Genomic DNA, 21,447 nt, shown 5'->3' with positions numbered 1-21,447 from the left:
TCCTCTGGACAATACACTCAATGCGTTCCTCCGTGGTGTGATCGAAGCTGCCACGGAGTTTCTTCCTATATCCTCAACAGGTCATCTTTTTTTATTCAGTTATTTTTTTCCCTTTCAAGGCTTAGGGGAAATATCAGAATCTTTCGAAGACTTGTTCGATATTTTCATTCAGTCAGGAGCGATCCTCTCCGTATTTTTCCTCTACTATCAAAGATTGTTTTCCCATGCGAAAGAATCATTTCGTTATCTAAAAGGGGATTCTACCGCAAAACAAGGGTTTGGTTTTTATAGAAACATTTTAGTGGGAGTTTTCCCGATTCTTGTTTTGGGTTTCGTTTTTAAGAAACATTTGGATGTGATCAAATCCAGTCCTCATTTGCTTTTGATTTTGGGCGGAAGCTGGCTTGTCGGAGGAATCATCATGATCGTGGTGGAAATCCTTCGAGAGAAAAAGGAAAAACAAGAGCAGGGAGAATCAATGGAACACAACCTTGGTTTGAAAGAAGCTCTTTGGATCGGAATTTTTCAATGTTTTGCATTGATTCCGGGAGTTTCCCGTTCTGCCGCTACTATCATCACTGCAAGGGTTTTGGGAGTTTCCAAAAAAGAATCGGCAGAGTTCTCTTTTTTTCTAGCTCTGCCCGTTTTGACTTTGGCAGGTCTTTATAAACTCTATAAGCACAGGGCAGTTTTGAATTCGGAGACCGTCGGACTTCTGTTATTTGGAAGTGTCGTTTCTTTCGTGATTTGTTATTTTATCATCAAACTTTTTATCGCTTTCTTGCGACGAAGAAGTTTTCTCTCCTTCGGGATTTACAGAGTGATTTTAGGAATTTTAGTTACAGTCTATTTTTACAGACTGTAACTAAAAAGTTTCCTTAAGTTAAGCTTCCAGTTTATTTTTCAGATCGTTTAGAAATCCGTCATCTGGATTGGCTTCCCAGGCCTTTCCTATGACGGACTGTGCCTTTTTTAAATTTCCGGACTTCCAATAAAGATTTGTTAAATGGAGAGTATTCTTTTTATGAAGAGGGTTTCTGATAAAAAGTTTTTCGCCCCAAGTGATTGCGGAAGAAATATCGTTTTGTTTGCCGTACGCGATGGATACAAGTAGAATCAATTCTTCTCTGTCTGGGCGGGAAAGAATCGCTTTTTCCAAAGAAAGAATCGCTAAGTTCCAAAGTTTCAATTTGTAATAAACTTGGCCGAGAAGGGCGAGGATCGATTCTTGTTCCGGGATTTCTTCTATGATCGTTTCTAAAATTTCTTTCGCTTTTTGCGTTTGGGAAGATTTTGCGAAGTTTTTGGCTTCTTCCCATTTTCCCTGCAAGTGAGTAGGGATGTCCGCTTTATTTTTAGCACCCAAAAAACTTACTTTAAGGAAAGTTAAATCATCCGTCACTTCTCCGAAGTTTTTGATTTTATCCACGATGGTATTCAGGTCCGCATCCGATTCTTCTACCCATTTAAGGATCAAAGTTTCATCTTCGTTGATCACCCTTTGGTTTTCCGCACTCACTGGAAGAGCGATATCGTCTCTTCCGTCCGAACCGCAAATGATGACGTCCCCCGGTTGAAGTTGAAAGGTTTTTACGGAGAAGTTTTGATCGTTCTTCGGGAATCCCAGTTTACGGAGCCAAAGTTCGTTTTCGATAAAAGAGGATTTTCCGTCTCTGTAAAGAATGGTCCAAGGGTGTTCCGCGTTCAAATAGTACATGAACCCGGATTGTTCTTCTACAAGTCCTAGGGCGATGGATGTAAGCATGGAACCGTCGAAACTTTCGAAGATGGTTTGTAGTTCTAAGAATAGTTCTTTCAGCCAAATTTCAGGAGGTTTTGTTTTTGCCAGGGACGTACGAGATCTTGCTAGAACTGCATGAAAAACGACTCCTAATACAAGAGCTCCTCCTGCTCCTTGGATGGATTTCCCCATGGCATCTCCGTTGACGAAGACCGTATATTTATTACCGGCTAACTCTAGATTGGAGGAAATACAGATATCTCCGCCGATTTCGTTTTCTTTCCCTCGAAATGAAAATTTCTTTTTCTGTTTCGTATAAAATTCCGTTAAAATCGTTTCGCTTTGATTTTCGTTTTTTGCAAGAGGATTGATGAGAAGGGAGGTTAAAAAATAGTCCCCGTCTTGTTGTTCTTTTAGGCTGTTGACCTGTTTTAAGGATTGGTTGAGAGCTTCCGTACGATCCGTAACTTTTTTTTCCAGATTTTTGTTGAGGTCTTCCACTTCTTCGTTCAGCTTTACGAAGGAGTTCGCTAAAATAGTCGCCAAACTTACGATAAATGCTAAGAATGCGTAACCTAAAATTCTAGGAAATACGATGACTCCTCTTGTGGAAAGCACATCCAAAATACTTGCGGAGATCACCACCAAAAGTCCGCAGAATATATACATTGCCTGCCTGTCCTTTTGGATGATCTTTTTAATCAGATAATAGAGGATGATGACGACGTAAAATAGCCAGGTAGGCTGGATGACGTTATTTGTCAGAAAATTATAAAATTCGATATTGGAAGAAAATACGAAAATCAAAATAAATCCGAGCTGAATCGCATCTACGATTTTGGAAACGAGCAGGTATTTATAATCGAATAGTTTACGAATGAAGTGAAACATAAAAGGAATTTGCATCACTAACACTGCGTATTCGAGGCGTTTCATGGGAAGAAAAGGGACACCGAACTCGTATTTGATTTGGTTTCTAAAAAGATTATAAATCACAAGGGAAAAGGAAAACAATGCGAAGAAAAAGTTTTCAGATTCCCTTCTTCTTCTCACGAATAGGAATAAAAAATAACCTCCTACCGTCAGATAGACCATAAGGAAGAGAAGTTTGGTGAACTCGTCAAGATAAAACTGTTTGTAGATTTGTGTAGCGGAACCGATTTCCGTTCTATCCTGTTCGACTCCTACAGTGTAATCAAAGTAAGGCTGTATTTGGATGAGAATGAGATTTTCCTTATCGTATTTGACATCTCTGTCAGGGATGGGATAGATTCTAACTTTATCGTAACATTGTGCATCCGGGTCGTCCCACTTGCCGCTTCCTCCCAAATACCTTCCGTTCCAGTACGTTCTGTCCCGATCGTTGATGACACCCAATCGTACTGCAAGGCTTCCTGTTTTTTCTCTGGGAACTTTCACCCATTTTGCCAAAAGGATGGTCTTTTTGCCGTTGAATTCTGGTGCATCCTTCACGATGTTTCCGGGCACTCTCACCGGCTTCCAAGAGTAACTGTGGAAATTGGAAAGATTGATGTTTTTGATTTCCTCTTCCGTAAGATCTCCCGAACTCGCCAGCCAAGGAGTGGAGGAGTCGGGAAGAGAATCTAGGCTGACAGGAGAAGATAGATTCTCAATCTGGAAGACGGGAACTGTCTCCGCTCGTAAAACGGAGAGGAAAAAAGAAAAAAGGCCCAAAAAACAGAAAAAAAGAAACTTCATCAAGAATCATCTTTTCATAGTTTTATAATAATTAAATGACATTTTGGTCAAAAATATGTCGATTCGACTTAAAAAAAATAAAGAGAAAGCCGTCCTAAATTACCACCCCTGGATCTTTTCCGGGGCTATAGAAAAGGAAGAGCCAGGTCTCACTCCCGGACAAACTGTTCGGGTTCTTTCCTATGAGGGCAAATTTTTAGCTTGGGGTCATTATGCTCCTGATAGCCAAATCCGTATCCGCCTGTTTTCTTTCGAAGAGGCTGAGTCCGACCTAAATCCTGGATTTTGGACCCGCAGATGGGAATCTGTCTACCGTTCCAAAAAGGAATGGCTCGATCCTAAATTCACTAATTCCTTTCGTTTTTTGCATTCCGAGGGAGATCTTTCCCCAGGCTTCATTGTTGATTGTTATGCGAATGCGGCAGTGATGCAGCTTCGAACTCCCGGAAGCAAACTGCATAAAGAGGAACTTGTCTCTTTTCTAAAGGAGAAGGGTTTTACTACCGTTTTGGAAAAAGGTGAAAAATCGGACTCAGGAGAACCTGCCCACTTACAATGGTATTGCGGTGATGAAAAGCAGGTTCGATTCTTGGAGAATGGTCATTCTTTTTTGGCGGATCTGGAGAACGGTCAGAAAACCGGCTTCTTTTTAGATCAAAGAGAGAACAGAAGTCTTTTAGGTAAATTTGCAAAAGGAAAAAAGGTTTTAAATACTTTCGGATATTCGGGTGCTTTTTCCGTTTATGCACTTGCTAACGGCGCCGAGTCGGTCCATACATTGGACATTTCCAAATCTGCAATCGATCTTTGCGCTCAAAATCTCGGTCTGAATTTTTCGGAAGAATGGATTCAATCCAAACACAAGGGACTTGTTTCGGATAGTTTTCGTTATTTGAAAGAGATGGAAGCGGGCGCCTACGATTTGATCATTTTGGATCCTCCTGCATTTACGAAACATATTTCCACAGTGAATCAGGCAACAAGAGGATATAAGGACATCAATTTGAAGGCGATGTCCAAAATCAAACCGGGAGGAATTATATTCACTTTCTCCTGTTCTCAACATATTTCTCCCGATTTATTCAAAAAGATAGTGTTCGGTGCCGCAAAAGACGCCGGAAAAAGGGTGCGAGTTCTTTACCAAATGACGCAAGGTCCCGATCATGGATTTTCCATCTTCCATCCGGAAGGGGAATATTTGAAAGGGTTAGTGATTCAAGTTGATTCGTTCGTTTCCGATTGATAGGGTGGCCGTAATTTAAAATGAAATTTACATCTCTTAGTTTTCTTTTGTTCTTTTTGGTGGTTTATGTGCTCAATTGGAGCATTCGAGGGCAATGGAGGCTTGTATTCCTATTTGTCGCCTCTTTATTGTTTTACGCTGCTTGGTCCATTCCTTTCGCATTCCATTTCCTGGGTTTGGTCGCTTTCAACCATTTTTGTAATCTCAAAATTCAAAAAAATTCCAAGTCTTGGGCATTTCCTATTCTTCTTTTCGTAAACTTGACCAATCTCTTTTTATTCAAATATTTTTATTTCTTCTGGGACAGCCTTCTGTATCTGACAGGTTCCTCCATGTTCCAGCCGGAAGTGATTCGAAACTTTTTGGATTCCCAATTCGGATTCGAATCCATCACGCTTCCTTTGGCTATCAGCTTTTACACCTTTCAAATGATCGCATACTCCGTGGATGTGAAAAGAGGAGAAGCAAAAGAAAATCCTAATTTTCTAAAATATGCTTTGTTCGTATTCTTTTTTCCTCAACTGGTTGCAGGGCCGATCGTGCGTCACGGGGAATTTTTCTACCAACTGGACAGATTGTCCGCTACCAAACATCAGTTATTCGAAGGTTTTTATTTGGTTTTTCTAGGACTTTTGAAAAAGGTAGTGGTTGCGGACAATCTGTCCCCCGTCATCGACCCTGTCTTTTTAAATCCGGATCAGTACGACGGACTCACCAATTTTATGGTGCTTTTCGGTTATGCGGCACGTATTTTTTGCGATTTTTCAGGATATACGGATATGGCTAGAGGTCTTGGAAAATTGTTAGGAATCGATCTTCCTGAAAACTTCAGAGCTCCTTATCTTTCCGTTTCCATTCGGGAACTTTGGACTAGATGGCATATTACCTTATCCAGCTGGATCAAGGACTATATCTATTTTCCGTTAGGCGGATCTCGTGTTTCCGAATTTCGTTCCTATATCAACCTTTTGATCACATTCTCTCTTGCCGGGATTTGGCACGGAGCCAATATCACATTTTTGGTCTGGGGATTTACCCACGGCGTGGTTCTCAGCATAGAAAGAAAATGGGAGTTGTATCGAAAATCGAAGGGAATCGATGTAAGGCTGCCCCTTCCTACTTACAAAAAGGTTTTGGGAACCGTATATGCCTTCCTGTTTTTCTGCCTGATGATTCCTTTTTTCAACGCACCGGATATGCCTAGAGCCATTCAACTGCTTCAATTCACTTTTTTCGGTCATGCAGGAGAAAGAAGCCCTAAATTGGAATTCATCTTTTATTCCATGCTGATCACTTTTTTATTCAATTATATGCAGATGAAAGAGGATTTCCCCAGAAAGGAATGGTCGACAAAGAAGAGTTTGGTGTTTTTGACCGCTTTCGGTTTCGTATCCTTGATTTTACTCGGTTATTTGGCTCCAGGAGGAACGGAATTTATTTATTTTCAATTCTGAAATACTTATGATCTGGAAAGAAAAATTTTTACTGTACCCTTTATTTCTTTGTTTCGTTCTCTTTCTGATCGATAAGATCTTTTTTCTTCCCATCATTGTGGAGAATACGCATAGCTGGAAAAAGATAGAAAGAAGTTTTTACGATCTAAAAGAAGATCTATTCTCCGTAATGCTCGAGGAAAATAAAAAATTTCCTAACAAAAACATAGGTTTGATTTTGGGAAGTTCCAGATCCGGGGAATTCGATTCGGATCATATCGCAGGTTTGATGCAAAATACATCCACATTCAATTTTGCAGCTCCTATGGGACCTCCTTCTTTCGAATACTATTGGTTGGAACGTTCTCTGAATGCGAATCTTCCCATTTCGTATGTGTTAGTGGAGGTGGATCCTCTTCTTTTTTCTAAAAGTTCCGTTGAGTATTCGTTAAACGGATCATACGATGCGGGTTTTATCCTAAAAAACATAGATTTTTACAGATCTAAGATTTCCGATCCTTGGAAATCGGAAGGAACCGGTTTTTCCGTAGATGAAACCGAAACCTATTTTCTCAAAAAGCTATTCGCATTGTATAAGTATCCTGTCGATCCTTCCGCCATCAAAGCCAATAATAAGGAATTGGAAATGGGATTCATTCCCGGAGTGAGTACAGGAATCACAGGCAAAGAACACAAAAAAGGTTTTATCGAAAAAATCAAACTGGCGAATCGAAAAAAATTCGGAGCTCTTCCGAATGAAATCAAATTCGCCAATGCGGATTTCTTTTTGGAAAAGGATGCCGAAAATATTTTCAACCAACATTTAAGACCTTTTCGCATTTCTCTCACTCAAATCCATTTCTTCAAAAGAATCGTGAAGTTGATGGAAGGCCGTAAAATCCCTGTTATCTTTTATGTTCCCGTCGTTGCGGAACCTTTGCGTAAAAGAATGGTTGATTCTGGAATTTGGGAAGATTTTAATCTGAAATTGAAAGAGATTGTTGAGAACGGTAAAAAAACTCCCGGCTCTCCTTTTTATCTGATCGATCCGAGTAGAAACCCTACTTGGGCCTGCAAAGACTTTGTCGATTCTCTTCACCTAAGTGGTGCTTGTTTTTCGAATATACTTCCGATTTTATTTCCGGAGGAGATTCGGGAAAAAAAGGACTAATTTAATTTTCTGGATTCTTTTCTTTTTCGCAGTTTAGGATTCAGAAAAAACTTTCTTAGGCATAAGTAACCTAAGGCAGAAACTACTATATATACAGGGATGAGATAATTTCTCCATTTTGCATTTTTTTCGACCCAGGATTCCGGCAAAAAAGAAATCGATAAAACCAGAAGCGAATACACAAGCAGACTCAAAACCAAATAGACTGTAGTCGTTTTAAGAAGCCATAAGGTATCTCCCAATTCGTCCTTAAAAAAACTGAATTCGTTTAGAATCTCTTGGTATGTTTTTTTATGAGTGCTTCTGTATACGTCGTAAGCCTCTTCCATGTCAGGGTCTTTGGTTTTACCGTCTAACAATACGAATTCAAAATCGAGGGAGAGGTCGTATTTTTGCCTTTCTTCCGGATCGGAAAGTACGGAGAAGGCGCGGGTGATCTCCAGAATTTGGGCTTCCGCTTGAGAGGCGTTCGCACGAGCCATTTGGCTCCAAAATCTATGCAGATCCTGAAATTGAGAACGAATTTGTTCTACGGAGGAATTCCGATCTATCCCCAGGATCTCGTAATAAGTTGCCTTTCTCACTCTGGACATGATATTTTGATCCTAAAATGCCAGACCTCAGGGAATCAGTCAATTCCTAGATGATCTTTGCTTTACACTAGGATTTTTCTAAAAATCATAGAATTATGAGCCTGACCTTACCCGAATCTTCCCCATTAGTTTCCTCTCAGTTGGGAAAGGTATTTGTGGAAACCTACGGTTGCCAAATGAACGAATACGATTCGGGGATCGTAAGGGAATTGTTTCGACAAGAGAAATACGATTCCGCAGAAACCATTGAAGATTCCGATATTATCTTTCTAAATACATGTGCGGTTCGTGAGAATGCTCACGCAAAAATTTACGGCAGACTTCAATCTCTAGGTTATCTCAAAAAGAAGAACCCGAATTTGGTGATCGGCGTATTGGGATGTATGGCACAGAACCTGGGAGAAGATCTTTTTCACCAAGAACTTCCTTTGGATCTGATCGTCGGGCCGGACAACTATCGCAATCTTCCCGAACTCATTCGTAAAATCAGAGAAGGGGAAAGAGACGTCCAACTCACTCGTCTTTCCAAAACGGAAACCTACGACGAATTGGAACCTAAGGTAGTGAATGGAATCCAAGCATTCGTTACCATCATGAGAGGATGCAATAATTTCTGTACTTTCTGTGTGGTACCTTATACAAGAGGAAGAGAAAGAAGCAGAGAGCCGATTTCCATCGTTCACGAAATTCAAAAGCTGGTGGATATGGGAGTGAAACAAGTCACTCTTCTCGGTCAAAATGTGAACAGTTATTCCTACGAAGATGCCGATTTCTCTCGTTTGGTGGAAGACATCTTAAACAAAACGAAAATAGAAAGAATCCGATTCACTTCTCCTCACCCTAAAGATTTTCCAGTTCATTTGATCGATTTGATGGCAAAGGAAGATCGTTTTTCTTCTCAGATCCACATGCCTCTTCAGGCAGGAAACGACAAAGTTCTGAGAGACATGAAACGAAGTTATACGAAAAAGGAATATTTGGATTTGGTGGAAAGAATCCGTTCTCAAATTCCGAATATCGGAATTACCTCCGACATCATCGTAGGTTTTCCGGGAGAAACCAAGGAAGAATTCGAAGAGACTCTGGAAGTAGTAAGAACGGTAGGATACGATATGTCCTATATGTTTAAATATTCCGAGAGAGAAGGGACAATCGCCAAAAGAAAGTTCATCGACGATGTTCCCGAAGAGGAAAAATCCCGCAGGTTGATCGAACTAGTGGATCTTCAAACCAAAATTTCCTTGGAACGAAACAAGGAAAAAATAGGGCAGACCTTCGACATTCTGATCGAAAATACTTCTAAAAAAAGTAAACTTGAGTTATGCGGAAGATCCCATTGCGGTAGAATGGTAGTGTTTCCTATACCTGAAAATGAAAGCACCGATCTGAAGGATTGGATCGGCAAAACGGTGCCTGTTGCGATCGAATCTGCGACAAGCGCCACTTTGAGAGGAAAGGCGGTTCGTGGCTAACGAAAAGAAAGTCGACCTAAGAACCGTTAGGGTATTTTCGAAGGACGATTTACCTCCTGATTTTCAGGTTCATACGGACAAAGGAGGGCGATTCAAAAAATTCAAACCCCCTATCCTCAGGCTTTACATTCTGAAAGAAATCTTAAGTCCATTTTTAGTGGCATTGTCTTTTTTTACGATGATCTATATGGCGGTCGCCATTCAGAAGATGATCGGTCTTTTTGTGGGAAAGGGAGTGGATATCTTCCGTCTTCTCGATTATATGGGGTATGTATTCGGCAATACTCTTCCCATGACCATTCCTATGGCTTGTCTGATGTCCGGGATTATGGCAGCGGGAAGGCTATCCGGAGATTCAGAAATCACTGCGATGAGGGCATCCGGAGTTTCTTTTCCTTATATCTATTCCAACTTTTTAATGTTCGGCTTTCTAATGACTCTGATCGTGGGGTATCTGAACTTTTATCTTGGACCGGAAAACACCCGTAAGATGAAAGAATTCGACAATTGGATCGCCACATATAACCCATTACTTGCCATTCAGCCGGGACAGTTTTCCGGCGATAAAACCCAGGATCTATTCGCTGAAAAAGGAAGAACCATGTATTCCGGGGGAGTGGATGAAAACGGGAATCTAAGCAATGTACAGATTCGGGAATGGCAGATCTCTTCCGAAGGAACCGATTTTATCATGATGAATAATTTGGCCATTCCTATGGGAGGTTCCAAAGTCATTCAAATCATCAATGCCAAAGAAGGGATGTTAGTTGAGAAAAAAAATCTTAACGGCGATTATGAAAAATCCATTCGTTTGAAAAAGGGTTTCGTACTGGAATGGAATCCTGATACGAACGGGATCAGTCTTACCAATTTTTTAAAAGGGGAGATGGACTATAACGTTCCTGCGAAAAAGGAAACGAAAACCTTAGGAATCAACGTAAAACCCGATACGTTTTCCCTTCCTATGCTCATCCATATCCGTAATTCCATCGAAAGCGAAGGATTGGAAAACATCCCCGGACTTGAAATTTTAAAAGAAATGGGATATTCCATCAAAGGGGTTAAGGGACTGCACGGAATCGTAGAGCAGTTGAAGATGGAGATCCTTATGGCAGGCACCAGCGGGACGGGAGATCAGACAGAACTGACTCAGAAGTTTGCCATCTTCACTCAGTTAAGTGAGCTGCTTACCGAATCCAAAAAAACGCTCACTTCTTTCAATGTGGAGATACACAAAAGGTTCGCCACTCCTCTTTCGTGCCAGATCTTTTTCTTTCTTTCTTTTCCCTTGGGGCTTGTCGTCAAACGTTCGGGTAAGGGAATGAGTTTCACTTTAGCTGTAGTGTTTTTACTGATCTACTACCTTTTCTTTATCTTCGGCTCAGGAGTCTCTTATAAGGCGAATGTCCCGGACTGGGTGGGGCCATGGTCTGCCAATATTGTGATTGCACTCATTTCGGTTTATATCATGATTTCTAGGACGGATGCGAAACTCCCCGAATCGATTCGAAGCAAACTCTCTTTTTATTTTAAAACAAGAGATCGAATCTCTGATTGGATGGAGATCGTAAAAAATCGATTCAAGAAATCGAAATAAGGTAAAATTTTGCTGGAAAATTCCATATTCAGCCTGTTGAATCAGATAGAAGACCGGTTTGGAGTAATATCGTTGAAAACTTCCTTGATTTGGAATCTCTCGCAGGATCGCCCCTTTCCCCTTGAATTGTGGAAACACCCAAAAATAAAAATACAAGTGAATCAAATTTCTTTGAAGGATCTGGAAAAAGTCCAACCTTCCCCAAATGATATCAATATTCTATTTTTACAATTGACCTTACAGGAATGGAAATCCCTTCCTCCCTCTTTCCGAAAGGATTTCGACCTTCATCCCTTTGTTTCTTTGATCATCGTTTCTTCCCCAGACGGAGTGGATTCCATCCAGGAGGATGTGAAGTCCAACTCCAAATATTTGGTTTTGGAAAACCCTCTCCACCAAAGAGAGCTGAGACTCATTTTGGACCGAACCATCCAAGCCGAATTTTACAGATCCGCTGCTTTGGATATAGGCAACAGTTGTTTGGAGAACGTAGGTTTTTTCGAAGGGGTTTTCTCGCTAGCACACAGGGAATATGAAGACTCCAAAAAGGAAAATGACGCATTAAAATCCATCCTTCAATACGAAGAACATGTGAAAAAATCCCAAGAAGGGATCAATCATGCGATGGAAAAAGTGACGGAACTGAAACACCAAGAACTTATCGAACTTCATCAAAGGGTTCGTGCCAGTGAACAATTGGATGCTTTGAGAGAAAGAGAACTCAAACACGCTTTGGAACTGCAAAAGGCCACAGAAGAAGTGTTAAACTACTCTCGTATCGAAGAAATGAATCTGGATAAAATCCTAAGAGCGCAGGACAGATTGTTCGAATATACGGAACAAGAGATCAGAGATTTGATCGAAGAAAACAAATCTTTGAAAAAGAAATTAGGACTTTCTTAAATATCCTTCGCAACTTTCTCTTCTATGGCGGTGAATTCTTTGGAATCTCTGCCATAGTGTAGCTCCGCAAAACGGAGCAAATGTTTCTTTTTTGCTTCCTTCCATTCTTCCGCAATGCTTGTGTTTTTTCCCTTCCAGGCGTTCGTTTCTAATTTCTCATAAGCAAGTGCCAAAAGTCTATGTGGTTCGGCTTCCTTTTCGTGTTTTTCGGAAAGGCCGATGTATCTTTCCAAAAAATCGGAAGACTGCATGTAGTTTTTAAAAGCGTCCTGGTGTTTGATGTATTCTCTGTACAATCCCGCTTTTAAATCCAAATAGGGCGCAGATTCTTTCACCTTAGGATTTTCTATTTTATCCAAATAGGACATACCTTTGATGAGTCTTGCTATTGCTTGGTTTCTAGCTTCCGCCAATTGTCTTTGGAAGTCTTTTTCTTTGGTTTCCCATCGGGTCTTTTTTTGCCATTCGTAACGGTCTTCATAGAAGATTTCTTTTTTGGATTCTTCCCGTTTCTTTTCGATCGATTTGGAAACCACATCGAAACTTTCGATGGCAAGAGAGTATTCTCTGTTCGCATCCTTCCAGCGTTTTTGGGAAGAGGATTCGTCCACTAAATCTAAGATTTCAATTTCCTGGAATCGCTCCGGTCCATCTCCCCAAGGTGAGGTTTTGTCCGTACTTCCCGGCAGGATTTGCTCCAATTTGGATTCCGAATTTCTATTTTCCGTTTTGGATGCGTCCGAGAAGAGAGAAGGCGTTAAAAATAAAAGGAAAAATAAGGAGGAAAGAGTAAAAAGAACAAACTGCATATCGTTTCCTAAATCGGTTTATATAAACTTTCCTTGAATCTAGGAACTTGGCAAGAACTATCATTCTATGACCTCGATTCAAAGAAAAATGGAATTGGCTAAAAACATAGTTTTGATCGCTCATGATAACAGAAAAGAAGATCTTCTGGAATGGGTGATGTACAATAAGGGGACACTCTCCAAACATCATTTATCCGCCACAGGTACCACTGGAAAACTCATCCAGGAAAGGACGGCACTTCCCGTATTTCGTTTTATTTCCGGTCCGCTCGGAGGAGACCAGCAGATTGGAGCTAAAATCGTGGACAACGGAATCGATTTTATGGTTTTTTTCTGGGATCCTTTGACTGCCCAACCCCACGATCCGGATGTAAAGGCGTTGCTGAGAGTGGCCGTACTTTATAATATTCCGATGGCATGTAACAGATCCAGTGCCGATTTTCTCATTTCTTCCCCTTTGATGGACAAGGAATATGGCAGACAGCTCATCGATTATAGCAATCGTCTTCCCGCAAAACATTGAAAGGCTGGATTTCCTCTCTTTTCATTTTTAAAAAGAAAAAACTCTCCTTCGATTTTGCCGCAAAAAGCAGGTATGGGAAGGAGGGAAAATCGAATTCGAATCTGACTCATTTGAAGATTCGGGTCAAAAGAAATGCGAGCGGATTAGGAAATGTATATGTAGGATTTGGAGAAGGGGAATGGAACGGGCTTATATTAGACGGTTTACCTTTGGATATCTCAGAAACAGATATTGGGATTTTGGAAGGAGGTGAAATTTCCTATTCATTGGAAGAAGGTAGCTTTCTTTATTTTACGAATGCGGATTTATATTGGAAAGACACTCCGAACCCGCGCATCAAACGCATCCTTTCCAATAAAAAATTTACCGATCAGGAAATTACTTTTACCGCAGAACACCACAAAACATCCATTCTGCCTATACTTAGAATTTTACGAAAAGAAGAAGTGGTTTCTTTGTATGCAAAGGGCAAAATGATGCAGATCGAATTTAAGGAAACTCAAGTCCCTGAAAGTTTGGAGTCTGAAATCTCAGAATATCTGCTCAGTTATTTTTCCGGGCTTTATCCTCGTTTGGACGAACGGTAACAAAATCACCGGTTGCCAATTCTTTCTCCCAACCTCTTTGTTTCGGTTTCACCAAACTCATATCTTTTCCCAGCTCGATGATTTCCCCCTCCGTGACAAGGGCATCGTTTTTGATAAATTGAATCACAGATTTAACGGAAAGTCCGTCCGATTTACCTAAAGAAATCAGAACTTCATCCGTTTTGACTCTTAGAATTTTTCCTTCTATAGGAAGGATGTTTTTGATCTTCTCTGTCACTCTGGAAATGATCGTAGAAAGACTGTCTCTTCCTTTTTGACTTGTTTTCCACTGGCCGATGTCTCTGGACAGCTTTCTGTCATAAAGTCTGATATCGATTTCTATATTGTCATTTACATATTGATAACTTCCATGCACCACATAACGAATCTTTGTTACGTTTCTTCTGTCCTGATCCAAATTGTGAAGACTTTCTACGGAAAAAGGAATGGTCTTTGTGAAGGGATGGAAGTTGGTTTCAGAAAGGGAGTTTCTGATTTTTGCCAACTCACCGTTGTTTGTCACTCTTACATTCTGAATTTGGGAGAGATCATAACGAATCGCTTTGGCAAGAAGTCTCCCCGCAGGATAATTTTCAGGAAAAGCAAGTCTAGATTCCAGGTCGAATACGAACACTTCTGGGCTAGTGGAAGTAGGCTTTTTCTGGATCCCATGAAGTTCCACATTGAGATAACCTTCTTTCGATTCCAAAGACTGTTTCAATTTCTGAATGGCAAAGTCCAGTTTGTTCTGCAGTTTGAAATGGCTAGGGTCTTCTTCTCTCAAACGAAGAAGAAGATTCACATACTGGATCGATTCTCCGCTTAGATCGTAAAACTCGAGTAATTCGGAACGGACGGATGGAGTTTGAGGACTTAAATCTTTGGCTCGCAGAAGATGGAACTTCGCACTTTTGAAATAAAGGGAATGTTTTTCCGCAATGTATCTTTCTCTTCTGTATTCGCCCAGTTCTCTTCTCAGTTTGGAATCTTCTTTTTCCGATTTTACCGAATATTCTTCTGCAGCAAAACGAACGATTTCATCCAAATCGTCCAGACCCAAAGTTCTTCTATAATGATAACTTGCAAATTGGGTTCTGCCTAATTCTTCCGCAAGACTTGCCTCTAACGAATGATAGTGTTTGTTCTCAGGGAATTCTCTTGCCAATTCGTAAATGATCCTAAAGGCGGATTCCAAAACCGCCTTCTCCTGATTTCCCGAAATATTGGCTTGGATCATTTTGAGTTTTACCAAAAGAAGGCGAGACGCTTCGTGTTTGGAGTTCAAGCTCAAAGCATTGTTTATATTCTCTTCCGCATCTTTTAGCGAATCGATAAGCTTAGGAACATGAAAGTAATTTTGAAAAAGATTCAGTTGGGCTTTTAGATAAAATCCGTCCGGATCACTGGGAGAAAGGCTGGTGTATCTGGAAAGGCTTTCTTCCGAATCTTTCCATTTTCCTGTCAGTAGATAGAGTTCACCTAACATCTTTTCCACATCCGTAGGATGATTCAATTTTTCACTCAATCGCTGTAATTTATGGATGGCCAATTCCTTTCTGCCTTGCGCAAATAAAAAACGGGACTCTAAGATGCGAAGCCCTGTATGGTTCGGGTATTCTTCAAGAAGAGGGTCGATCCTTTTGGGAACCTCAGAGAACTCTCCCAGCTCGATATTGATCTCAGTAAGACCGATCACTGCATCGAAGTTTTTGGGATCTCTCTTCAAAACTTCGGAAAAGGCACGTTTACTGTCCGTAATGGAGCCTAATATTTTGGAACATTGTGCGTATCCGATCTTTGCTTCAATCGAATTCGAATTTCTTTGTAGGGCTGTTTGGAAATGGATGATTGCCTTTTTACAATCGTTTGCTGATTGTTTTTCCTTTCCTAAGGAAATTTCATCCAGTGCTGATTGTGCGGAGATCCCAAGTGCGATCAGCAGAGAAATAAGAATAAGATAGAGGGTTCTAATTTTCACCAGGAACAAAATAACCTCCTTCGTCTTTTCCCTTTACGTTTCTATGTTCCACATCCACCACCAATTTGATGTAACGATCGATCAAATCGGGATTGGTATCCGTTTTGTAGGAAAGAATGTATCTGTAGTCCAAATAAGATCTAAGAGTGGAATAAAGTTGTCTTTCTTCTCCTTCCCCGTCCAAAACGATATAATTTCCGTTTGTCGGTTCTGTGATATCCAACCAAGACCTTCTAACGGATTGTTTGGGGGAAGTGGAAAGAACAAAGATAGGAATGGAATGGGAACGTGCGTATTCTACGATCCTGGTTTTGGAATATTGTAAAAAACTTTGTTCTCTGCTTTCTCCGGATACTAAAAGCACGAGCACTCTCGGACCTACATTCGTCGTCAGTTTGTTCAATGCCATAACGGAAGCTTTGCCGAAATTCCATTTTTCTTCCTTTGAAGAATCTCTGATTTTAGCCAAAATCTCAAGAAGGGACTGTGTTTTAGGAAGAATCAAATTTGCATCTTTCCCTGCACGATACAAAGAAAGAGAATCCCATTCCGTAAGGGATTTGAAAAAGGGAGAAAGTCCGTCTTCCAAAATAGGTCTGGCTTTTGCCAATGCCTCGCTGTTTTCATAAACAAAAGCGACATTCATCTTTTCATTCAACTTCTCTTTTTTTGCCAAAGAGAATAGGGGAGTCATGTTGTCGTTTTCATAGACTCGGAAAGCGAGTCTGTCTGCGCCTATCACTTCTTTGCCGGAACGATTGCGAAGCCTTGTATAGATATGAACATTAGGAAACTCTGCCGTATCGATGGCTTCTATCTTCAGATCTAAGTTGGATAGAAGTGTGTTTTTGGCTACGAATACGTCGACTCTATGTCTTCCGTAGTCCACTGCATAGAAGGATCCTGTGGAATCGACATTGACTGCAAAGGGGCGAGTCAATACTCTATAAACCCCTTTTTTATCTCTGAATCTGGGAAGTAATTTCCATTCTCCCATATCCATAGAATAGGACCAAATCCCTGTTAGTTCATCGGTAAGATGGATTTGATTTTCGAAAATACGTATATTTCTGGGTTTTTTCCAATCGTCTTTGCTGATTTTTGAAACTACGTTTCCATCAGTATCGAATACTAGAACTCGCACATTGTCTTTGTCTACTACATAGATCTTTTGGTCGTAGACGCAGATCCCTGCGGGATTTTTCAGACGATTCCCATCCATTCCTTCGAATTGGATTTCGAATTCTCCTGTAGGACTGAATTTTTGGATTCTATTGTTCCCCGAATCGGAAACATAAAAACTTCCCTTAGAGTCGAAGCTGATTCCTGCAGGGCCATGGAATTTTCCTTTTCCGTTCCCTGTTCCTCCTACGGAACTCAACAATTTTCCTTTCAGATCGAAAATTAAAATCTCATCTTTGGCGAAGTCACATACGTATATCTTTTTATTGTGATATGCGAGTGCTACAGGCTTTTCTATTTTTTTAGTGAAACTTCCTTTCCAGTTTGAGATCGGTTCTCCGTTTGAATTGAATTGAACTATGTTGGAAGTTTCGAATCCTGCGATATAAAAATTACCGTCTTCATCGAAAACGATATCCACAGGATTTCTAAAACGTTTCCCCCGGAAACCGTCTCCATCCAATGTCTTGAAATAAGTTCTTTCTAACGAGGAACTTCCTCCTGCAATGCTGAGGCGGAGGACTTCGATTTTATTTTGAAGGAGAAGATCGTTCTTATTCAGGGAGGAAAGTATTTCCAACTCTTCCAAGGACTGTTCCCATTCGCCTAATAGAAAGTAGTTGTTTGCTAGTTCCAGCCTTGCTAGGTGGAAATCTTTCTTTAGAGAGACCGCTTTTTGAAATCTTTCCTTGGCGGCGGAATATTGTTTTAGGTTTTTATAGGTGATCCCTTTTTTGAACTCTTCTTTGGCTGCATCTTCCCCTAATTGGAAATGGGGGAAGTCGATGGAGAAAATCCGAGTGGTCAGGATTAGAAAAAGAAAAATAATGACTCGTCTCAAAACAATCTCCCCTCCCTATCTAATGGGACATAATGGGAAAGTCAATCTCTTCCCCATAGAATGACTACAATTCTGGCCGATTCTTCTTTATTCTCGACAGAATCCCGATTTTTCCCAGAATGGAATAGCATTTATGTCCCCTGAATTGATTGAAAAAGAGGTAAAACGTCGCAAAACTTTTGCCATCATTGCCCACCCGGATGCCGGAAAAACCACCCTTACCGAAAAGCTTCTCCTTTACGGAGGCGCCATCCAACTTGCTGGAGCGGTAAAGGCCAGAAAGGAAGGTAAATCCGCCACCTCAGATTGGATGGCAATGGAAAAGGAAAGGGGAATTTCCATCACTTCAGCGGCTCTTCAATTTGAATACAACGAATCCATTCTCAATTTACTAGATACACCCGGTCACGAAGACTTTTCGGAAGACACATACCGAACTCTCATGGCTGCCGATACTGCGGTCATGGTTTTGGATGCGGGGAAAGGGGTAGAACCTCAAACTGTAAAACTATTCCGTGTTTGTCGGGATAGAGGAATCCCCATCATCACTTTTATCAATAAAATGGACCGTCCCACCAAGGATCTATATGCTCTCTTGGACGAAATCGAAAAGGTTTTGGGTATCAAGGCAGTGCCGGATGTTTGGCCTTTGGGAACCGGTTACGATTTTAAGGGTGTTTACGATTTGAGGGAAAAACAACTTTTCCTATTCGATCGAACTCCCGGAGGAAAACAAAAATCCAGCTTTAGAGTGTCCGGTCCCGCAGATCCTGAGTTAGATGAACAATTCGATGCGGAGATAGTTTCCGCTTTCCGTGAGCAAATCGACTTAGTGGAAAACGGAATCGGTTCCGTAGACATCAATTCCTTCCTGGCAGGGAGAGAAACTCCCGTTTACTTCGGTTCTGCGGTAAACAATTTCGGTGTGGAATTGTTTCTGAATAAATTTTTGCAACTGGCTCCCGCTCCGGACTATGTTCCTCTGAGAGACGGGAACCTTTTGGATCCGGTTCATTCTCCTTTCAGCGCATTTGTATTCAAAGTACAAGCAAACATGAATAAGGCGCATAGAGATAGAATCGCCTTTTTACGAGTTTGTTCCGGAGTCTTTGAAAGAGGACTCAACGTAAACCACAACCGTCTGGACAAACAAGTTAAGTTATCTTCTTCCTTCGCATTTTTCGGTCAAGACCGCAACACTGTGGATCTTGCTTATCCGGGAGACATCATCGGACTAGTGAATCCGGGAACATTCAAAATCGGAGATATTCTTTCCAGTGGAAATGCTCCTCTTCTCAGACCTCTTCCCAGTTTCGCTCCGGAACTTTTCGCTACGATTTCTTGCAAAGACACGATTCAATTGAAATCCTTCAAGAAGGGATTGGATCAATTGGCAGAGGAAGGCATCTTACACTTGTTTACTTCCAGAACCATCGGAGGAGGAGTTCCCATTATAGGCGCCATGGGAAAACTTCAGTTCGAAGTGTTTCAAAGAAGACTGAAAGACGAATACAGCGCTGATACGAATTTACACATTCTGCCTTATGCCATCTCTAGGTGGATTTCTCCTGACGATAAATCGAAAGTTCCATCGAATGCGAATTTGGTGGAAGACATGCACGGCAACGCTGCTTTGCTTTTCGATACGGAATGGGATATGAATTATTTTCAGAAAAACAATGAGGAAATCAATCTACTCGCTTCTCCGCCTCTGGAAAGTTAATTGATGTGAAGTCCGATCCATGTGATGTCATCCGGATAGGTGGCACCTTGGGAATACATTTTTATTTTTTGAATCAGTTCGTCTTTCACTTGAGTCATGGGGGAAGAACTCCTCTCCAGAAAGAAAGAAACAAGTTCATCGTCTCCCAATTCTTCCTTTTTTAGGTTTCGCACATCTCGCAATCCGTCCGTAAAAAGATAAAACCTGTCCTCTTTCCGAATCGGAAGTTCTAAAATCTTGGGAGTGAAATTGGGAAGCATTCCTAACATAGGATTCAATCTTTCCGGAATGGAAATTTGATTCTGAGAAATATGGATCATTCCAGGATGGCCTGCATTTCCATATTGAATCACATTCGTTTTGAAGTCGAAACAAAGGAAATGGAGAGGGACGAAGGAATAAGAATCGGGGAGATTGTTCCTAACCCCTGAATTCATTTTTACCAAAATTTCTCCAGGGACGGTCGTTTCTTTTACGATTTGATGAAACAAAACACGCACTACCGTCATCATCATTGCAGCCTGCACTCCGTGACCGACGATATCCGCGATAACAAATATATAACGATCGTTACCTAGATCCAGAAAATCGTAATAATCCCCCCCTACTTGGATGAGAGGTTGATAGAAATAATCATAAGACAGATTGGGGATTTGTATTCTTGCCTGAGGAAGGTATTTTTTTTGAAGCGTTTTTGCATAACCCATCTCTTTTTCAAAGACTAGTTTTTTACTGGTGATGTCCTGAACCAATACGAGAGAACCTCTCGCATTATTTGTGTTATTGTCCAGATACCAAAGATGGAATTGGATCTCTAAAAATACCGTTTCTTCGTCTGTGCCGACAGTTTCCCATTCTTCTTTTCTTGTATTGGCGATTGAGTCTTTGTTCTTTCTTGCATTGGAAAGAAATAAAACCGCTTCTTCATTCAGAAGATCATAAACTGACTTATTCGATACGAACAAGTTTCGAATCGATATTTTCGATTCCAGAATGGGATTGATCAAAAGGATTTTTCCATCCAGATCGTACAATGCGGCTGCATGGGGGAATTCATTGAATACTATATTGAGTTTTCTTTTGTCCTCCATTTCTCTTCCTGCAATCCAAGCGGAGAGACCTATGGACAATACACCTAACAATGATAGGAAAATGATATTTTGAAATAGTTCCTTTCTGATGGGGATAAGAATGGATTCTTTCGGGCTAGCAACGAACAGATGAAAGGGAAGTCCGTACAAAGGGAAACTGGAGAGAAAGTAAGTTTCTTTGTTCGTCACTTCCCTGATTTTAGGAAGTTTCCCCGCTTCTTTTATGGAAGAAAGAATCGATTCTGACCAACCTTGGTTGATCTGAAAACCGTCTTCTATCAAACTGGAGATTCCGTAAGAGCCGTCGTTATTTACGATAAAAATAGTTTCGTTCGGCTCGCTATAGGGAGTGTCCAGAAGCAAGTCTTCCAGAAAATCGGCGGAATAAACCCAGACAGATTTTCCTTCCAAGAGCAAAATCCAATTCGTTTCCTCCGAAGAGTCCACAACGCAAGGGAAAAAATAAGCGGATCTTTCTTCCAAAAATTCTTTAGGAATCGTATTCGGAAAACATTTGGAAAGAACCGGATGAAGGCTAAGTTCCTCCGGATTTCCTTTGAAGTAATGGATTTTATCTTTGGATTGAACGAGCAGATGGTCTCTGATGTGGTTTTCCAAATCGATAGCTAACAATTGAACTCTTGTTAATTGAAATCTGTAGTTCCAATCCAGGGACTCCGAATAATTGGAGTAAAGAACCGAGGTGATATAAATCGCATAGGGAAGTATGATGAGAAAAAAGAGGGAAAAAAACAGTTTTAGAAACGATTTTGATCGTATGATCTCAAAGATCGATTGAAAGGAACGGAGATATCCCTTGAGTTTTTGCATTTCGTGTATA

16 protein-coding genes are annotated in these 21,447 nt (G+C 40.8%); 10 read left to right on the top strand and 6 right to left on the bottom strand.

Annotated features, from left to right (window positions below; genetic code table 11):
- The first annotated feature begins 4 nt into the window (after positions 1 to 4).
- On the top strand, positions 5 to 865 hold the full coding sequence (locus tag EHS15_RS14990) for an undecaprenyl-diphosphate phosphatase (RefSeq protein WP_135761359.1): 861 nt from the start codon (positions 5 to 7) through the stop codon (positions 863 to 865).
- Positions 866 to 883: 18 nt separating this feature from the next.
- Here the strand turns inward: EHS15_RS14990 and EHS15_RS14985 are convergent, their stop codons facing one another.
- Positions 884 to 3,460 carry a SpoIIE family protein phosphatase gene (locus EHS15_RS14985; protein ID WP_135761358.1) on the bottom strand — a complete coding sequence of 859 codons (2,577 nt, stop codon included), beginning with the start codon at positions 3,458 to 3,460 and terminating at the stop codon, positions 884 to 886.
- A gap of 55 nt (positions 3,461 to 3,515) precedes the next feature.
- On the opposite strand from EHS15_RS14985, the gene EHS15_RS14980 reads away from it, so the two are divergent.
- The 3 genes from EHS15_RS14980 to EHS15_RS14970 are packed head-to-tail and all read left to right on the top strand — an operon-like array spanning position 3,516 to position 7,307.
- Positions 3,516 to 4,703, top strand: coding sequence for a class I SAM-dependent rRNA methyltransferase (locus tag EHS15_RS14980; protein WP_135761357.1), 1,188 nt, complete (start codon positions 3,516 to 3,518; stop codon positions 4,701 to 4,703).
- A 20-nt stretch (positions 4,704 to 4,723) separates the two neighbouring features.
- Positions 4,724 to 6,157, top strand: coding sequence for an MBOAT family O-acyltransferase (locus EHS15_RS14975; protein ID WP_135761356.1), 1,434 nt, complete (start codon positions 4,724 to 4,726; stop codon positions 6,155 to 6,157).
- Between the two features lie 7 nt (positions 6,158 to 6,164).
- A complete protein-coding gene (locus tag EHS15_RS14970; protein WP_135761355.1) occupies positions 6,165 to 7,307 on the top strand; it encodes a DUF1574 domain-containing protein in 1,143 nt (380 codons plus the stop codon).
- Here the strand turns inward: EHS15_RS14970 and EHS15_RS14965 are convergent.
- Positions 7,304 to 7,900: a DnaJ domain-containing protein gene (locus EHS15_RS14965; protein ID WP_135761354.1), complete on the bottom strand. Its 597-nt coding sequence runs from the start codon at positions 7,898 to 7,900 to the stop codon at positions 7,304 to 7,306. The genes EHS15_RS14970 and EHS15_RS14965 overlap by 4 nt on opposite strands.
- Before the next feature lie 95 nt (positions 7,901 to 7,995).
- Between EHS15_RS14965 and miaB the strand changes: the two genes are divergently transcribed.
- The 3 genes from miaB (at position 7,996) to EHS15_RS14950 (ending at position 11,872) form a co-directional block, all read left to right on the top strand.
- A complete protein-coding gene (gene miaB / locus EHS15_RS14960) occupies positions 7,996 to 9,372 on the top strand; it encodes a tRNA (N6-isopentenyl adenosine(37)-C2)-methylthiotransferase MiaB (protein ID WP_135761353.1) in 1,377 nt (458 codons plus the stop codon).
- Positions 9,365 to 10,969, top strand: coding sequence for an LptF/LptG family permease (locus EHS15_RS14955; RefSeq protein ID WP_135761352.1), 1,605 nt, complete (start codon positions 9,365 to 9,367; stop codon positions 10,967 to 10,969). The genes miaB and EHS15_RS14955 overlap by 8 nt, the downstream gene beginning before the upstream one ends.
- 66 nt (positions 10,970 to 11,035) lie before the next feature.
- A complete protein-coding gene (locus EHS15_RS14950) occupies positions 11,036 to 11,872 on the top strand; it encodes a hypothetical protein (RefSeq protein ID WP_210416359.1) in 837 nt (278 codons plus the stop codon).
- Here the strand turns inward: EHS15_RS14950 and EHS15_RS14945 are convergent.
- A complete protein-coding gene (locus EHS15_RS14945) occupies positions 11,869 to 12,681 on the bottom strand; it encodes an FcpA-related putative periplasmic flagellar protein (protein ID WP_135761350.1) in 813 nt (270 codons plus the stop codon). The two genes, EHS15_RS14950 and EHS15_RS14945, sit on opposite strands and share 4 nt — an antisense overlap.
- 67 nt (positions 12,682 to 12,748) lie before the next feature.
- On the opposite strand from EHS15_RS14945, the gene EHS15_RS14940 reads away from it, so the two are divergent.
- Positions 12,749 to 13,204, top strand: coding sequence for a methylglyoxal synthase (locus EHS15_RS14940; protein ID WP_210416351.1), 456 nt, complete (start codon positions 12,749 to 12,751; stop codon positions 13,202 to 13,204).
- Complete coding sequence (locus EHS15_RS14935) at positions 13,201 to 13,791, top strand: hypothetical protein (protein ID WP_135761349.1); 591 nt, start codon at positions 13,201 to 13,203, stop codon at positions 13,789 to 13,791. Before EHS15_RS14940 ends, EHS15_RS14935 begins: the two co-directional genes overlap by 4 nt.
- On the opposite strand, the gene EHS15_RS14930 is transcribed toward EHS15_RS14935, so the two are convergent.
- A complete protein-coding gene (locus EHS15_RS14930; protein WP_246052179.1) occupies positions 13,748 to 15,769 on the bottom strand; it encodes a tetratricopeptide repeat protein in 2,022 nt (673 codons plus the stop codon). The two genes, EHS15_RS14935 and EHS15_RS14930, sit on opposite strands and share 44 nt — an antisense overlap.
- On the bottom strand, positions 15,759 to 17,792 hold the full coding sequence (locus EHS15_RS14925; protein ID WP_135761347.1) for a 6-bladed beta-propeller: 2,034 nt from the start codon (positions 17,790 to 17,792) through the stop codon (positions 15,759 to 15,761). The genes EHS15_RS14930 and EHS15_RS14925 overlap by 11 nt, the downstream gene beginning before the upstream one ends.
- Before the next feature lie 133 nt (positions 17,793 to 17,925).
- Here EHS15_RS14925 and EHS15_RS14920 point away from each other — a divergent pair, with 133 nt between their 5' ends.
- A complete protein-coding gene (locus EHS15_RS14920; RefSeq protein ID WP_135761346.1) occupies positions 17,926 to 19,515 on the top strand; it encodes a peptide chain release factor 3 in 1,590 nt (529 codons plus the stop codon).
- Here the strand turns inward: EHS15_RS14920 and EHS15_RS14915 are convergent.
- Complete coding sequence (locus tag EHS15_RS14915; protein WP_135761345.1) at positions 19,512 to 21,437, bottom strand: PP2C family protein-serine/threonine phosphatase; 1,926 nt, start codon at positions 21,435 to 21,437, stop codon at positions 19,512 to 19,514. The genes EHS15_RS14920 and EHS15_RS14915 overlap by 4 nt on opposite strands.
- Positions 21,438 to 21,447: the final 10 nt, after the last annotated feature.

The sequence above is a fragment of the Leptospira idonii genome, from assembly GCF_004770995.1.
In the GTDB taxonomy this organism is placed as follows: domain Bacteria; phylum Spirochaetota; class Leptospiria; order Leptospirales; family Leptospiraceae; genus Leptospira_A; species Leptospira_A idonii.
The sequence above is the reverse complement of the archived record's forward strand: the minus strand, read 5'-3'. Positions and strand labels throughout refer to the sequence as shown.

Coding starts and splice junctions, on each gene's coding strand:
- EHS15_RS14980 (WP_135761357.1), top strand. CDS start 3,516: ATGTCGATTCGACTTAAAAAAAATAAAGAGAAAGCCGTCCTAAATTAC.
- EHS15_RS14920 (WP_135761346.1), top strand. CDS start 17,926: ATGTCCCCTGAATTGATTGAAAAAGAGGTAAAACGTCGCAAAACTTTT.
- EHS15_RS14985 (WP_135761358.1), bottom strand. CDS start 3,460: ATGAAGTTTCTTTTTTTCTGTTTTTTGGGCCTTTTTTCTTTTTTCCTC.
- EHS15_RS14940 (WP_210416351.1), top strand. CDS start 12,749: ATGACCTCGATTCAAAGAAAAATGGAATTGGCTAAAAACATAGTTTTG.
- miaB (WP_135761353.1), top strand. CDS start 7,996: ATGAGCCTGACCTTACCCGAATCTTCCCCATTAGTTTCCTCTCAGTTG.
- EHS15_RS14945 (WP_135761350.1), bottom strand. CDS start 12,681: ATGCAGTTTGTTCTTTTTACTCTTTCCTCCTTATTTTTCCTTTTATTT.
- EHS15_RS14970 (WP_135761355.1), top strand. CDS start 6,165: ATGATCTGGAAAGAAAAATTTTTACTGTACCCTTTATTTCTTTGTTTC.
- EHS15_RS14975 (WP_135761356.1), top strand. CDS start 4,724: ATGAAATTTACATCTCTTAGTTTTCTTTTGTTCTTTTTGGTGGTTTAT.
- EHS15_RS14965 (WP_135761354.1), bottom strand. CDS start 7,900: ATGTCCAGAGTGAGAAAGGCAACTTATTACGAGATCCTGGGGATAGAT.
- EHS15_RS14915 (WP_135761345.1), bottom strand. CDS start 21,437: ATGCAAAAACTCAAGGGATATCTCCGTTCCTTTCAATCGATCTTTGAG.